The sequence below is a fragment of the Streptomyces kronopolitis genome, assembly GCF_014646275.1.
In the GTDB taxonomy this organism is placed as follows: Bacteria; Actinomycetota; Actinomycetes; order Streptomycetales; family Streptomycetaceae; genus Streptomyces; species Streptomyces kronopolitis.
In genome coordinates this window covers 116,996-131,376 of sequence record NZ_BMND01000009.1, presented here as the reverse complement: position 1 = coordinate 131,376, position 14,381 = coordinate 116,996, and the positions used below count along the sequence as shown (strand labels likewise).

Below are 14,381 nucleotides of genomic sequence, written 5' to 3'. Positions count from 1 at the left end.
GGGTGTTGTGGCGGATCATGAAGGCAATCAGCACACAGCACTACGGCGACCCCGAGGTCCTCACCTACTCCGACCTGCCCGACCCCAAGGTGGGCCCGGACGCGGTCCTGGTCCGGGTCAAGGCGGCCGGGGTCAACCCGGTGGACTGGAAGGTCCTCGCCGGTTATCTCGACCCGATGATGGACGCGCACTACCCGCTCATCCCCGGATGGGACGTGGCGGGCGTGGTGGAGGCCGTCGGGCTGGACGCCACCGAGTACGCGATCGGTGACGAGGTCATCGGCTATGTCCGCAAGGACGCCGTCCAGCAGGGCACCTACGCCGAGCTGGTCGCCGCGCCGGTGCGGACCCTGGCGCGCAAGCCCGCCTCGCTCAGCTGGCAGCAGGCCGCCGGGCTGCCGCTGGCCGGGCTGACGGCCTACCAGTCGCTGGCCCGGGTCGACGCCAAGAAGGACGAGACGGTCCTGGTGCACGCCGCCGCGGGCGGTGTCGGCTCGCTCGCCGTCCAGATCGCGGTGGCCCGGGGCGCGCGGGTCATCGGCACGGCCAGTGAGCGCAACCACGACTTCCTGCGGTCCCTGGGGGCCGAGCCGGTCACCTACGGCGAGGGCCTCGCCGACCGGGTGCGGGCGCTGGCACCCGAGGGCATCGACGCGGCCGTGGACTTCGTCGGCGGCGGCGCCGTGGACGTCTCGCAGGAGCTGCTCAAGGACCGCGGCCGGGTGGCCTCGGTCGCCGACGGCCAGACCGTGGAGAAGGGCGGCCACTCGGTGTGGGTGCGCCCGGACGCCGCCGATCTGACCGCGCTCGGCGCGCTCGCGGACGCCGGGAAGCTGACGGTGCCGGTCGACGCCGTCTTCCCGCTGGCCCGGGCCGCCGAGGCGCTGCGGCAGAGCATGGCCGGGCGGACCCGCGGCAAGATCGTCCTTGAGGTGTCCTGACGGCGGATCCGTCGCCGCCTTCGGCCAGGAGGAGGCCGGGGCCGTTCAGGCCCCGGCGTCCTGCTTCCGGTCGACGTACTCGAAGATCGAACCGTCCGGGTGGCGGGCGACCAGGTTGCGCCCGATCGGCGTCGGCAGCGGGCCGGCGATGATGTCCGCGCCGACCGCCGTGAGGTCGGCGACCGCCTCGTCCACGTCCTTCACGGCGAGGGTCGCGGTGATCTTCCGCAGGACCGACAACTCCGCCTCGGGGCCGCTCATCAGGAAGAAGCACCCGACGGCCGCGACCGCCACCCCGCTGCGCTGGAAGCGGATCGCCTCGGCGCCGGTCAGCCGTTCGTAGACGCCGATCGAGGCATTGAGATCGCTGACGCACACCCGCAATGAGGTCCCCAGAATGTCCATGGGGGCAACCCTAGTTGGGACGCGCGCGGGTCCGCGATCACTTGCTCATGATCAGTCCGTTCCGGGCGGCGCCCCGGGACAGCACGATGGTGCGTATGGCGTCCCGGGCCCGGAGGTAGTCGGCGCGGCCGGGCTGCCGGGCGAGCGCCGCGTTGAGGTTCACCACCCGGAACCCGTCGGATATGTCGGTGAGTTGGGGGAGGAACTCCGCCTTGCGGACCGTCCAGCGTCCGCCGGGTGCGGACGGCCCGGCGAAGGTGAAGCGGGCCATCGAACTCTCGTTGCCGCGGCCGTCCGGCTGGTCGCTGTGGTTGAACATCCGGCCGGCCAGCTGGTCGCCCATCCCGTAGACGACCCAGGTGCCGTTGACCTTCTCGTAGGCCTGCGGGACGTGCGCGTGGGTGCCCAGGATCAGGTCGATGTCGGGCCGTCCCGCGGTGCGCGAGGCGGTCAGCGTGCGGGCCACGGTGCGCTGTTGCTCATCCGGCTCCGGCTGCCACTCGGTGCCCCAGTGGACGCTGACGACCACCACGTCCGCGCCCGCCCGCCGGGCCGCGCGGGCATCGGCGATGATCTTCTTGGCATCGATGAGGTTGACCGTCCAGGGCGCCTTGCCGGGCAGCGGGATGCCGTTGGTGCCGTAGGTGTACGAGAGTTGGGCGACCTTCGCGGGGCCGGCCCGCAGCAGCGCGGGCCGGCCGGACTCGGCGGCGGAGCGGGCCGAGCCGGCGTGCCGCAGGCCCACCGCGTCCATCGCCCCCAGGGTGCGGCGCACGCCGTCGGCGCCGTCGTCGAGGGTGTGGTTGGAGGCCGTGGAGCAGGAGTCGTAGCCGGCGTCCTTCAGGGCGGCGGCGACCTCGGGCGGGGACTTGAAGCTGGGGTAGCCGGTGAACGGCCCGCCGTCCCTGCCGTAGATGGTCTCCATGTGGCAGATCGCCAGGTCCGCGCCGGAGACCACCGGCTTGACCCCGGCGAACATGGCGCGGAAGTCGTGGCCGTGGCCATGGGCGTCGCCGCCGGAGCGCTGGATGATCTCGTTGTGCGGCAGCACGTCGCCGGTGGCGAGCAGGGTGAAGGTGGCGGCGGAGGCCCGGGCGGCGCCCGGCGTGGCGGGCGCCGGGGGGCGTGCGGGACCGGCGGAGCGGGTGCCGCAGCCCGCCGCGAGGACGATGAGCGCGGCGAGGGCGGCCAGGCGCTGTATTCGGGTCACGCTCCCCATCCCTACCGGCACCGGGAGGATTTCTCCGCCGGGGGAGGGGTGCGGCTGGGCCGTCAGGGGCAATCAACGGGGCCATCCGCGTCAGCGCCGGACCGGGCCGCCCACCCCGTCCGGCGCCGCCGCGGTCACACGCGGCACAGCAGCTCGCCGTGCAGGACGGCGAACCAGCCGTCCTCCTCGGCGCCCCAGGCCCGCCAGGTCCGGGCGACGCGGTCCAGGTCCGCCGCCGTGGCATGCCCGCCGTCCACCGCGGTCCGCGCGAACGAGGAGCTGACCGTGCGCTCCGCCCACAGCTCGCTCCACCAGGACCGTTCCTGCGGGGTGCGGTAGCACCAGGTGCCGGCGGTGGCGGTGAGCGCGTCCGGGGCGAAGCCGGCCCGCCGTGCCCAGGCGTGCAGTCGGCGTCCGGCGTCCGGCTCGCCGCCGTTGGCGCGGGCCACCCGCTGGTAGAGCCGCAGCCAGTCGTCCATCCCGTCGGTCTGCGGGTACCAGGCCATGCCCGCGAAGTCCGCGTCGCGGACGGCGACGATCCCGCCGGGCGCGGCGACCCGGCGCATCTCGCGCAGCGCCTGGACGGGGTCGCCGACGTGCTGGAGGACCTGATGGGCGTGCACGACGTCGAAGCTGTCGTCGGGGAAGTCCAGTGCGTGGACATCGCCGACCGTGAAGCGGACGTTGGTCAGGCCCCGTTCCGTGGCCGTGGCGCGCGCCCGGTCCAGCACCTCCGGGGCCCGTTCCAGGCCGGTGACCTGGCCGTCCGGCACCAGGGCGGCCAGATCGGCGGTGATGGTGCCGGGGCCGCAGCCGATGTCGAGGATCCGCAGGTGCGGGCGCAGCGCCTCCAGCAGGTATCCGGCCGAGTTGGCGGCGGTGCGCCAGGTGTGGGAGCGCAGCACGGACTCGTGGTGGCCGTGGGTGTAGACGGCGGATTCCTGTGGCACGGTCGGCTCCTTACGCGGGCGGGGTGGGCGACCGCCCGCGCGCGGGCACCGCCGGTCACCGTCCGGGCGGCCCGCACCGCGGCGCGGGCGCCCTGCGGCGTGGTGCACCCACCGTACGCCGCCATCTCGCATCGCGAGAGTGGCATCTCATCATTCGGGCAGCAGTCGGTAGACCCGCAGTGCCTCGTTCTGCTTGTCCAGCGTCAACTCTCGTGTCGCGGGTGCCACTTCACCGTCGAACGCCAGCTGGGTGTCCTCCGGGATCTCACTGATCTGAAGCCGCGACAGACGCGCCTCACCGAGCACCGGAGAGCTGCTCGGGGTCCCCATCAGCGCCGCGACGAGCAGCCGGGTGCGGGCCAGCCGGCCGCCGTGCACCACCCGGACGTCGAGCACCCCGTCCGCCAGGTCGTGCCGCCGCACCGGCGCGAACCCCAGCCCCCGGTACTGGCAGTTGCCGGCGAACAGCAGCCACACCGCCCGCCGCTCACCGTTGATCCGCAGGGACAGCGGCTCGGCCGTGCGCAGCACCTCCCACGCCGCCAGGATCCCGGCCGGCCAGGCACCGATCCGGCCGGCCCACCGCTCGCGGATCCGCACCAGCTCCGGATAGGCGCCGATGGAGAAGGTGTTGAGGAACTGGTGCCCCTCCAGATGCGGCCCGGCCCGGAAGCGCGCCACGTCCACCGCCACGGCCTCACCGCTCTCGACCGCGCGCGCCGCCTCCGCGTAGGTCTCGATCCCCAGGTCGTAGGCGAAGTGGTTCAGGGTGCCGCCGGGCAGCACCGCGAGCGGCAGCCCGTGCCGCGCCGCGACCGCCGCCGCCGCGTTGACCGTGCCGTCGCCGCCGACCACCCCCAGCGCCCCGCCGAGCGCGAGGGCCCGCTCGGCGGCGTCCTCCAGGGCCTTGTCCAGCGGCTCGCCGTCCTCCCCGCCGCACACCGTGACCTCGGCCTCCGGCAGCACCCCGTGCACCTCGGCGGCGCGGTCCGGCACCGGGCCGCCGCGCTGTCCCGAACCCCGGTTCGCCACCACGACCAGCCCGCGGCCGGCCGGCAGCGCCGGTGCCTCCGCGCGCGGTCTGGCGGGCGGCGCGAGCTGGGCGCGGGTCGGCGCGAAACCGCGGACCGCGAACGCCGCCCCCGCTCCCAGCGCGGCCCCCGCCAGCACATCACCCGGATAGTGCACGCCCGTATAGACGCGGGAGAACGCGACCGAGGCGGCGACCGGCGCCAGCGCCAGCCCCCACCACTTGTTCTCGAAGGCGACACCGGTCGCGAAGGCCACCGCCGAGGCCGCGTGCCCGGACGGGAAGGAGGAGGTGACCGGCTGGCGCTGCAACTGCCGTATCACCGGCACCGTGTCCAGCACCGGCCGCTGGCGCCGCACGGAGCCCTTGCCGAGGGTGTTCACCGTCGCCGACGCCACCGCCAGCGAGGCCACGCCGCGCAGCGCGGCCCGGCGCACCGGACGGCCGCCCAGCGCGGCCGCGCCCGCCGCCAGTCCCAGCCACAGCAGCCCGTGGTTGGCGCTGCGGGTCAGCCGGGGCAGCACCCGCTGGGCGCCCGGCCAGTCGCGCCTGGCGATCAGGTCGAAGGTCCGGCGGTCGAGGTGGCTCAGTAGCGATCGCATGGGCCACCTTGTACCCCAGAGCGGCAGGAACAGGCACGCACCCGGGGCATGTGCCCGGCACGTCACGGCGGCCCCGGGCTTCCCGGCCCGCGCGGACCGTGCTTCCATGCCCGGATGATCAGACCACGCCGCGACACCGACCTCGACGCCTGCGCGGCCGTCCTGGCCGCCGTGCACACCCACAGCGGGTACCCGCACCACTGGCCGGACAACCCCGCGCGCTGGGTGACCCCCGACGGGCTGAGCGCCGCCTGGGTCGCCGAGGCGGACGGCGCGGTCGCCGGCCATGCCGCGCTGTGCGGGCCGGAGATCAGCCGGCTCTGTGTCGCCCCCGCCGCCCGCGGCGCGGGTCTCGGCCGCCGCCTGCTGGAGACCGCCGCGGCCGCGGCGAGGGCCCGCGGGCTGCGCCCCGTACTGGAGGTGAAGACCACCGACACCGCGGCCATCGCCCTCTACGAGCGGCTGGGCTGGCTCCGGCACGGCACCGAGCGGCAGGAATGGGGAGCGGGCGAGGTGGTGTGGGTGCACCACTACGCGGCCCCGGCGCCGGACGCGCCCCCCTCCTGAACGCCGGACCCCCTCCCCGCTGCCGTGTCGCCCCGCCGCCACCCCCGTGATCTGCCAAGGTGGACGCGCCGCCCGTCGGGTGACGGGCCCACCATCGACCCGCCGTCGCGGAGTGGAGGCAGGGATGCAGCGGACCGCCCCGGATCCGCGGCCGGAACCGGACCCGCCGGTGGGCCTGCCCGTCCTCCCGGACCTCGTCGCCCACCTCTCCGCGGCCGCCGACCGCACCGAGGCCGACCCCGTGGGCGGCGCCGCACCGCTGCGCACCGCCGCCTGCGGCTACTGGGCCCGCCGCGGCCTGGCCACCGCCCCCGACCGGGTCCTCGCCGCGCCCGGCGGGCCGGCCCTGCTGCTCGCGCTGTACGCCGCGGCCGACGGCGGGGTGGTGCTGCCGCGTCCCTGCGCCGAGTGGTACGCGCCGCCCGCCCGGCTGCTCGGCCGGCCGGTGCACCTCGCGCCCGTACCTGCCGAATCGGGCGGTGTGCCCGACCCGTTCGCGCTGCTGGAGACCGTCCGGCGGGCCCGCCTGCACGGCGACTCCCCGCGCGTGCTGGTGCTCTCCGTCGCTGACGACCCGACCGGCACCTGCCCCGCCCCCGAACAGCTCCACGAGGTCTGCGAGGCGGCGGTGGAGGAGGGCCTGTGGATCATCAGCGACGAGACCCGCCGCGACCTGCTGCACGATCCGCACGACACCGTGGTCCTCAGCCCCGCCGAGATGCTGCCCGGCGCGGTCGTCGTCCTCACCGATCTGCGCGCCACGCTGGTGCCCGCCGCCTGGCCCGCCGCGCTCGCCCGCTTCCCCGACACCGACCGGGGCACCGTCCTGCGGGCCGCGGCCCTGGACGCGCTCACCGCGATCGGCGCCGCGCTCCCGGGGCCGGTCGGCTGCGCCGTCACCCATGCCCTCGGCGAACCCGACGCGCTGCGCGCCAGGACGGCCACCGTCGCCCGGGTGTACGGCGTGCTCGGCGCGGCGCTCCACCACCTCGTCACCGAGGCCGGTGCGGTCTGCCGCCCGCCGCACTCCGGCAGCCATCTCTACGCCGACCTCGAACCCCTGCGCCGTCCGCTGGCCGCCCGCGGCATCGTGGAATCCCACGCGCTGGAACGGAAACTGACGCCGTGGCGGGCGCGCGGCGGCCACCGCTTCGGCGACGCCCCCGCCGCCCTGCGGGTGCGCCTGGGCGCCGAGGCGCTGCTCGGCGAAGACCGGGACCTGCGGCAGCGCACCCTGGACGCGCCCGATCCGCTGGAACTCGCGCATGTCACCGAGGCGTTGACGGCGCTGTCCCGCGCGCTGGCCGGACTCACCTCCACCACGGACGGCTGAGCGTCGCCGCGCGGCCCGCGACGGAACGGGTGCGCCCCGCGCCCCTCTCAGACGCGTTACCCGGGTGTTAGCGGAGCGGCAGCCTCGCGATAGTGGCCCCGAGCAAGGTGGGTGACGTAGCGAGGAACGACACCGACCGACCCGGGGGACCCGACATGCGCTCCGACACCACCGCCCGCACCGCCCGCCGCCGCACCCTGCGCGTGGCCGCCGCGGCGCTGACCGCGGCCGCCGCCCTCAGCCTGACCGCCTGCTCCGGCGCGGACGCCGCCGGCGCGAAGCCCGCGGGCCACTCGGACACGGCGCAGGGCACCGCGGAGTCCGGCGGTGCGGGCTCCGCCGCCGGAGCGCAGGCCTCCGGCGCCCCCGCGAGCGCCGGCGCCAAGGCCGATGCCAAGAACGACGCCGAGGCGGGTGCCGCGGGCAAGCAGTCGGGCGGCGCGCCGGCCGCCGGCGGCGGCAAGGCGTCGTCGGCGGCCCGTACCCAGCGTCTGGCGGACGGCGTGAGCACGGCCGAGGTCTCCAAGCTCGGCGAGCAGCACTACCGGGCGAAGATCGTGGCCCGTGGTGAGGTCCTGGCGACGCTGGAGACGAACGGCCACGACGACGGGCTGGACGCCAACGACATGTTCGTCACCCTCACCCTCGATGGCCAGGTCCACTCCTGGATGGGCGGCGGACACCAGGGTCCGGGCACCTTCACCCTCGCCGGCGGCTGGAAGGCCAAGGTCACCAAGCTCGGCGAACTGCGCTACCGCGCCCAGATCATCGGCCACGACGGCGTCGCCGCCACCCTGGAGACCAACCAGCACGACGTCGGCCTCAACGCCAACGGCATCTACCTCGTGCTCAGCTCCGGCGGCATCATCAGCGCCCACGCGTAACACCCCACGCCTGACACCCCACCCGACCGCGACGGTGGAGCCGCTTCCGGCGGGGCGCTCCAGCGTCGCCGCGCCGGAAGCGTGCCTCCGGAGGCGTCAGGGAGGAGGCCCGCCGTCCCTCCCGCTCCTCCGCAGGCGCCGCCGCAGCGCCGGTGCCGCGCTGATCAGCAACGTCAGGGCGATCGCCAGCAGCACGCCCTGCCACGGCTCGCCGAACAGCGAGCCGCTCAGCAGCCCGATGAGCTGGTACGCCGCCGCCCAGGCCAGACAGGCCGGGAGGTCGCCGCGGACGAACCGCCGCAGCGGCATCGCCGACAGCAGACACGCCAGCATGACCGGGATCCGCCCGCCCGGCACCAGCCGCGACAGCACCAGCACCAGGACCCCGTGCGCGCGCAGCCCGTCCTGGGCCCGCGCCAGCCGCTCCGGCGCGGCACGGGCCCGCAGCCGCGCCAGCCAGCGCGAGCCGCCCGGCGAGGTGGTGCCGCGCCGCCCGAGCCAGTACAGGCCGACATCGCCGAGGAACGCGGCCAGCGACGCCACCGCGAACACCAGCAGCAGGGCGAACGGCGAGGTGTGGTGGAAGGCCACCACCGCCGCCGAGCTGACCAGCGCCCCCGTCGGCACCACCGGCACCAGGGACCCGAGCACCACCAGCAGGAACAGCGACGGATACCCGACCGCCTGCTGCGTCGACTCCGGCGGCACGCTCTGCGCCAGCACGCCCAGCGGCGTCATCGCGCGACCCTCGGCCGGACCGACTCGCCGTGCCCGAGGCGGTGCACGGTGACGCCCGGCGCCACCGTCGCCATCTGCCGTGCGAACTCCTGGCCCGGCGCATGGAATTCGTGCGGCCGCACCGCGTCCATGCCGATCGGCCAGTACGTGCCGTAGTGCACCGGGACGGCGCTGCACGGGTCCAGCCGCGCCGCCGCCTGCGCCGCCCGCCGCGCGTCGAGATGCCCGTGCCCGAGGAACGGGCCCCAGCCGCCCACCGGTAGCAGCGCCACCTCGCACGGGCCGACCGCGTCCGCCATCCCCTCGAACAGCCCGGTGTCGCCCGCGAAGTACGTACGGGCCGCGCCCTGCACGACATAGCCGAGGGCCGGCACCCGGCGCGGCCCGCAGGGCAGCCGCCGCCCGTCGTGCGCCGCCGGCACCGCCCGCACCGTCACCGCGCCCGCCCGGCACTCCTCGCCCGCCCGCAGCTCGGTGATCCGCAGCGCCCGGGCCGCCGCCACCCGGCGCAGCCCCGGCACCGCGGCCGTCGCCCCGCGCGGCACCACCAGCCGGGTCCCCGGCGCGAGGCGGGCCAGCGAGGCGGGGTGCAGATGGTCGGCGTGCAGATGGGAGACCAGGACGAGGTCGGCCCGTGCGGCCTCCGGTGGCGGCAGCGCGCCCCGCCGGCGCCGCAGATGCGCCAGCCGGCGCACGAACAGCGGATCCGTCAGCACCCGCACCCCGGAGTCCTCGACCGTCACGGTGGCATGCCCCCACCAGGTGACCTTCACCGACACCGCGCACCTCCCGTCCCGACTCGCCGCACCGCCCGCCTCGGGTGCGCCGCTTCCGATCGTCCACCATCCGGCCGCGAAAGAGGGCGCCGGGGACGGGACCGACCGGGGCGGGACCGGGCGCGGCCGGGTGTGCCAGGCTGGTCGGCGCGTCCGCGCGGCCGGTGCGGGCCACAGGGTGAGGCGGGGTGGCGTGCGGATTCCACGGTGGAAATCCCTCAGCGGCGCCCTCTTCCGGGTGCTCGCGGTCTGGCTGGTCTCCAGCGTCACCCTGCTCGTCCTCGCCGCCCTGCTGCCCGACTTCCGCCTCCAGTCCGCGAACGGCGACAGCCTCACCCGCACCGCCCTCACCGCGGCCCTGGGCGCCGGGGTGTTCGGACTGCTCGGCGCCGTGGTGTGGCCGCTGCTCGTCCGGGCCCTGCTGCTGGTGCCGGCGCTCGTCCTCGGCCTGCTGGTCTTCTTCCTCAACGGCTCGCTGCTGCTGCTCGCCCTCGATCTGATCCCCGAGGGCCGCGGGCAGGCCGCACCCCAGACGGCGGTGATCGTCGCGGCCGTGATGTCCGCGGCCTCCTCGGCCACCTCCGCCTTCCTCGCCGTGCGCAACGACGAGGCCTACCACCGCAGGCTCGTCCGCCTCGCCGGGCGCCGCCACGGCCGCGCCGCCCGCCGCCCGGCCACCCCCGGCACCGTCTTCCTCCAGCTCGACGGGCTCGGCCACGACCTGCTGTGCCGGGCCACCGCCGGCGAGCGGCCGCTGATGCCGACCGCGGCCCGCTGGCGCGGCGGCAGCCACCGCCTCACCCCCTGGCGCACCGACTGGTCCAGCCAGACCGGCGCCAGCCAGCTCGCCCTCCTGCACGGCAGCAACGAGGACGTGCCGGCCTTCCGCTGGTACGAGAAGGAGACCGGCACCCTCGTCGTCAGCAACCGGCCCAGCAGCGCCGCCGCCCTCCAGCGCCGCGCCATCGCGCGCACCGGCGACGGCGGGCTGCTCGCCTACGACGGCGCCAGCCGCGGCAACCTCTTCAGCGGCGGCGCCGACCAGGTCGCCCTGGTGATGTCGGTGGCGGCCCGCCGCGGCCGGTACAACCGCTCCCGCGCCGGGTACTTCGCCTACTTCTCCGACCCGGCCAACGCCACCCGCACCGCCGTCTCCTTCGTCGCCGAGGTCGTCCGGGAGATCGTCCAGTCGCTGCGCACCCGCTTCCGCCGGGAGCTGCCGCGGGTCAAGCGGGGCGGCCTCTACCCCGTCATCCGGGCCTTCGCCACCGTCGTCGAACGCGATGTGGTGGTCGCCGCGGTCATCGGCGACATGCTCGCCGGCCGCACCGCCGTCTACGCCGACCTCGTCGCCTACGACGAGGTGGCCCACCACTCCGGGCCCGCCCACCGCGACGCCCTCCAGGTGCTGCGGAGCCTCGACCGGGCCCTCGCGCTGATCGCCCGGGCCGCCGGGCACGCCCCGCGCCCGTACCGCATCGTGCTGCTCTCCGACCACGGCCAGAGCCACGGCCCGACGTTCCTGGAGCGCTACGGGCTGAGCCTGCAGAACCTGGTGCGCGCCGGGTGCGGGCTGCCGGTGCCGCGGCGTGCGGGGCGCAGCCCGAGCGGCGCCGAGGCCAGAGAGGCGGCACGGGCCGCGCTCCACCGCCCCGAGGAGGCGGACGGTCCGGGCCCCGGGGAGGCCGCCGGGCCGGGCCTGGGGGAGCGCCCCGAGCCGGGCCCCGCCCACCCCGTCGTGCTGGCGTCGGGAAACCTCGGCCTGGTGTCGTTCCCCGACGTGCCCGGCCGGATCACCCGCGAGGAACTCGACCGCCGCCACCCCGCCCTGCTGGCCACTCTCGCCAACCACCCCGGCATCGGCTTCGTCCTGGTCCGCTCCGCCGCGCACGGCCCCGTGGTGCTCGGCCCGGCCGGCGCCGAGCACCGCCTCGCCACCGGGCACGTCATCGGGGCCGACCCCCTCGCCCCGTTCGGCGCGGGCGCCGCCGACGCCGTACGCCGCACCGACCGCTTCCCGCACACCGCCGACCTCATGATCAACTCCGCCTGCGACCCGGCGACCGGCGAGGTGCACGCCTTCGAGGAGCAGATCGGCTCGCACGGCGGGCTGGGCGGCGCCCAGAGCCACCCCTTCCTCCTGTGGCCCGCCGAGCTGAGCCCGCCGGTCCCCGACGGCACGCCGCTGACCGGCGCGGAACAGGTCCACCAGGTGCTGCGCCGCTGGCTGGCCGAGGCCGACGGCCCGCAGCTGCCCCTGGCATCCGCCGTGGACGACCTGCGGCGCGAGGCACCCGCACCCGAAGATTCTTCACCGCCGGGACGGCCCCCACGGGACAAAGACCGCTGATTTTGGCGGGCGCCACCGATCGCGGACGATGAACGCCGCCCGGTCACCCCGGGTGCACAGCGCACGACGAGAGGCCCGCCACGACATGAACGACCGGCACACCCGCCGTTTCGGTCTGGGAACCGCCACCTGCCTGGTGATGGGCAACATCATCGGCGGTGGCATCTTTCTGCTGCCGGCGTCGGTGGCCCCGTTCGGCACCGTCAGCCTGGTCGCCTTCGGCGTCCTGACCGTCGGTGCCGTCGCCCTCGCCCTGGTCTTCGGCCGGCTCGCCGAACGCCACCCGGACACCGGTGGCCCCTACGTCTACGCGCGCGAGGCGTTCGGCGACTTCGCCGGCTTCCTCTCCGCCTGGTCGTACTGGACCATGACCTGGGTCAGCAACGCCGCGCTCGCGGTCGCCGCCGTCGGCTACGTCCACGTCCTGCTGCCCGGCCACCCCTCGAAGGGCACCGACCTCGCGGTCGCGCTGATCGCCCTGTGGCTGCCGGCCCTCGCCAACTTCGCCGGCACCCGCTACGTCGGCCTGGTCCAGCTGGTCTCCACGGTCCTCAAGTTCGTCCCGCTGCTGTTCATCGCCGTCGTCGGCCTGTTCTTCTTCGACCCGCACAACCTCGGCGCCTTCCACGAGGGCGGCGGCAGCGCGCTCGGCGGGATGTCCGCGGCCGCCGCGATCCTCCTCTACTCCTACGTGGGCGTGGAGTCCGCCGCGATGAGCGCGGGCGAGGTCCGCGACCCGGAGCGGAACGTCGGCCGGGCCACCGTCCTCGGCACCGTCGGCGCCGCCGTCGTCTACCTCCTGGGCACCGTCGCCGTCTTCGGCACCGTCGCCCACGACAAGCTGGTGGCGTCCAAGGCGCCGTTCTCCGACGCGGTCAACGCGATGTTCGGCGGCCACTGGGGCGGCACCGTCGTCGCCCTCGCCGCGGTCGTCTCGATCATCGGCGCCCTCAACGGCTGGACCCTGATGAGCGCCCAGTCGCCGTACGCCGCCGCCAAGGACGGGCTGTTCCCCGCCCCGTTCCTGACCAAGCGGCGCGGTGTGCCGACCTTCGGCGTGCTGGCCGCCGCGGTGCTCGCCAGCGCCCTGACGGTGCTCAACTACCTGACCGGCTCCGGCGGCGTCTTCGAGATCCTGGTCCTGATCACCACCTTCTCGGCGACCGTCCCCTACCTCCTCGCCGCCGGCGCCCAGGTCTACTTCCTGCTCACCGGCCGCCGCGACAAGGTCCGCCCGGCCCGCTTCGCCCGCGACCTCACCCTCGCCCTCACGGCCTTCGCCTTCACCTTCTGGCTCGTCGCCGGCGCCGGCTACGCCGCGATCTACCAGGGCGTGCTGTTCCTCTTCGCCGGCATCCTCGTCTACGCCGTCATGGCCGCCCGCCGCACGACCCGCCGGGAGGAGGACCGGCCCGAGGCGTCCGGCACTACTCCCGGGCACCCCGCAGCGGTTCCCCCACCCACCGCAGATGACGCAGCGCTTCCGCGTACGACCTGAGCAGCCCCGTCTCGTGGTACGGGACGCCGATCTCGGCGCAGTACGCCCGCACGATCACCTGCGCCCGGCGCAGATGCGGCGTCGGCATGCCCGGGAAGAGATGGTGCTCGATCTGGTAGTTGAGCCCACCGAGCAGCACATCGGTCAGCGGCCCGCCCCGGACATTGCGTGAGGTCAGCACCTGCCGCCGCAGGAAGTCCGGCCGGGCGTCCCCGGTCAGCGTCGGCATCCCCTTGTGGTTCGGCGCGAACGTGGCGCCCAAATACACGCCGAAGGCGGCCTGGTGGAGGAGCAGGAAGGCCAGCGCCTTGCCGGGGGACAGCACCAGGAACAGCGCGCCCAGGTACAGCACCACATGCGCCAGCAACAGCGCCGCCTCGGCTCCCCAGTGCTTCATCGTGGGGGACCGCAGCGCCCGGATGCTCGCCACCCGCAGATTGAACCCCTCCAGCGTGAGCAGCGGGAAGAACAGCTGCGCCTGATAGCGGCCGAGGAACCGGGGCAGCCCCGTGGCGGCCCGCGCCTGCTCCCGTGACCACAGCAGGATGTCCGGCGCCACATCCGGATCCAGTTCCTCATGATTGGGGTTCGCGTGATGCCGGGTGTGCTTGTGCATCCACCACCCGTACGACATCCCCACCCCGAGATTGCCGCACAGCCGCCCACCGACCCCGCTCGCCCGCCGCCCGCGGAACACCTGCATATGTGCCACGTCGTGGGTGACCAGCGCCACCTGCCCGGACACCAGGGCCAGGAACAGCGCCACCGCCAACTGCCACCAACTGTCCCCCACCACGAAGAACGCCCCCCACCCGCCGGCGAACGCCGCACCCACCAAGGACAGCCGTGCGGCGTAGTACCCCGGCCGCCGCCTCAACAGCCCCGCCGCCACGATGCGCCGCGAAAGCCGCGCGAAGTCACTCCCGGAGCCCGCCCCCGCCGGCGGCGCACTCCCACCTCTCTCAAGACCCTCAACCCGCGTCGTCGTCATGCCCCCGAGTCTTGTGACCCACCCCGCCCCACAACAGCCGGTGCACACCCGGGGAAGGCGGGGGACAGCGGGAGGGAGCAGGGGTGGTGCCCCCACCCCCACCGCA

13 protein-coding genes are annotated in these 14,381 nt (G+C 75.3%); 6 read left to right on the top strand and 7 right to left on the bottom strand.

What is annotated here, in order from left to right; genetic code table 11:
• Positions 1–17: 17 nt before the first annotated feature.
• A complete protein-coding gene (locus IEY78_RS13225; protein ID WP_189097885.1) occupies positions 18–941 on the top strand; it encodes an NADP-dependent oxidoreductase in 924 nt (307 codons plus the stop codon).
• A 45-nt stretch (positions 942–986) separates the two neighbouring features.
• Here the strand turns inward: IEY78_RS13225 and IEY78_RS13220 are convergent, their stop codons facing one another.
• From IEY78_RS13220 to IEY78_RS13205, 4 genes are all read right to left on the bottom strand, one after another.
• On the bottom strand, positions 987–1,346 hold the full coding sequence (locus tag IEY78_RS13220; protein WP_189097884.1) for a VOC family protein: 360 nt from the start codon (positions 1,344–1,346) through the stop codon (positions 987–989).
• Between the two features lie 37 nt (positions 1,347–1,383).
• Positions 1,384–2,565: a CapA family protein gene (locus tag IEY78_RS13215; protein ID WP_189097883.1), complete on the bottom strand. Its 1,182-nt coding sequence runs from the start codon at positions 2,563–2,565 to the stop codon at positions 1,384–1,386.
• A gap of 125 nt (positions 2,566–2,690) precedes the next feature.
• The gene (locus tag IEY78_RS13210; RefSeq protein WP_189097882.1) at positions 2,691–3,506 is read right to left on the bottom strand and encodes a class I SAM-dependent methyltransferase; all 816 of its coding nucleotides are present in this window, start codon (positions 3,504–3,506) and stop codon (positions 2,691–2,693) included.
• Between the two features lie 150 nt (positions 3,507–3,656).
• Positions 3,657–5,138, bottom strand: a complete 1,482-nt coding sequence (locus IEY78_RS13205) for a bifunctional phosphatase PAP2/diacylglycerol kinase family protein (RefSeq protein ID WP_189097881.1) — start codon at positions 5,136–5,138, stop codon at positions 3,657–3,659.
• 114 nt (positions 5,139–5,252) lie between these two features.
• Here IEY78_RS13205 and IEY78_RS13200 point away from each other — a divergent pair, with 114 nt between their 5' ends.
• From IEY78_RS13200 to IEY78_RS13190, 3 genes are all read left to right on the top strand, one after another.
• Positions 5,253–5,705, top strand: coding sequence for a GNAT family N-acetyltransferase (locus IEY78_RS13200; RefSeq protein WP_189097880.1), 453 nt, complete (start codon positions 5,253–5,255; stop codon positions 5,703–5,705).
• 124 nt (positions 5,706–5,829) lie between these two features.
• Entirely contained in the window at positions 5,830–7,038 is a 1,209-nt protein-coding gene (locus IEY78_RS13195) for an aminotransferase class I/II-fold pyridoxal phosphate-dependent enzyme (RefSeq protein WP_189097879.1), read from the top strand.
• Between the two features lie 155 nt (positions 7,039–7,193).
• Positions 7,194–7,922, top strand: a complete 729-nt coding sequence (locus IEY78_RS13190) for a hypothetical protein (protein WP_189097878.1) — start codon at positions 7,194–7,196, stop codon at positions 7,920–7,922.
• A gap of 96 nt (positions 7,923–8,018) precedes the next feature.
• On the opposite strand, the gene IEY78_RS13185 is transcribed toward IEY78_RS13190, so the two are convergent.
• Both IEY78_RS13185 and IEY78_RS13180 read right to left on the bottom strand, forming a co-directional pair.
• Positions 8,019–8,660 carry a DedA family protein gene (locus IEY78_RS13185; RefSeq protein WP_189097877.1) on the bottom strand — a complete coding sequence of 214 codons (642 nt, stop codon included), beginning with the start codon at positions 8,658–8,660 and terminating at the stop codon, positions 8,019–8,021.
• Positions 8,657–9,439, bottom strand: a complete 783-nt coding sequence (locus tag IEY78_RS13180; protein WP_189097876.1) for an MBL fold metallo-hydrolase — start codon at positions 9,437–9,439, stop codon at positions 8,657–8,659. Before IEY78_RS13180 ends, IEY78_RS13185 begins: the two co-directional genes overlap by 4 nt.
• Before the next feature lie 190 nt (positions 9,440–9,629).
• Here IEY78_RS13180 and IEY78_RS13175 point away from each other — a divergent pair, with 190 nt between their 5' ends.
• Together IEY78_RS13175 and IEY78_RS13170 are read left to right on the top strand one after the other, a co-directional pair.
• Positions 9,630–11,786 carry a phage holin family protein gene (locus IEY78_RS13175; protein ID WP_229699907.1) on the top strand — a complete coding sequence of 719 codons (2,157 nt, stop codon included), beginning with the start codon at positions 9,630–9,632 and terminating at the stop codon, positions 11,784–11,786.
• A gap of 85 nt (positions 11,787–11,871) precedes the next feature.
• Positions 11,872–13,284 (top strand): amino acid permease, encoded by a 1,413-nt coding sequence (locus tag IEY78_RS13170; protein WP_189097874.1) that lies wholly within the window; start codon positions 11,872–11,874, stop codon positions 13,282–13,284.
• Here IEY78_RS13170 and IEY78_RS13165 read toward each other — a convergent pair.
• Complete coding sequence (locus IEY78_RS13165) at positions 13,214–14,275, bottom strand: fatty acid desaturase family protein (RefSeq protein WP_189097873.1); 1,062 nt, start codon at positions 14,273–14,275, stop codon at positions 13,214–13,216. The genes IEY78_RS13170 and IEY78_RS13165 overlap by 71 nt on opposite strands.
• Positions 14,276–14,381 lie beyond the last annotated feature (106 nt).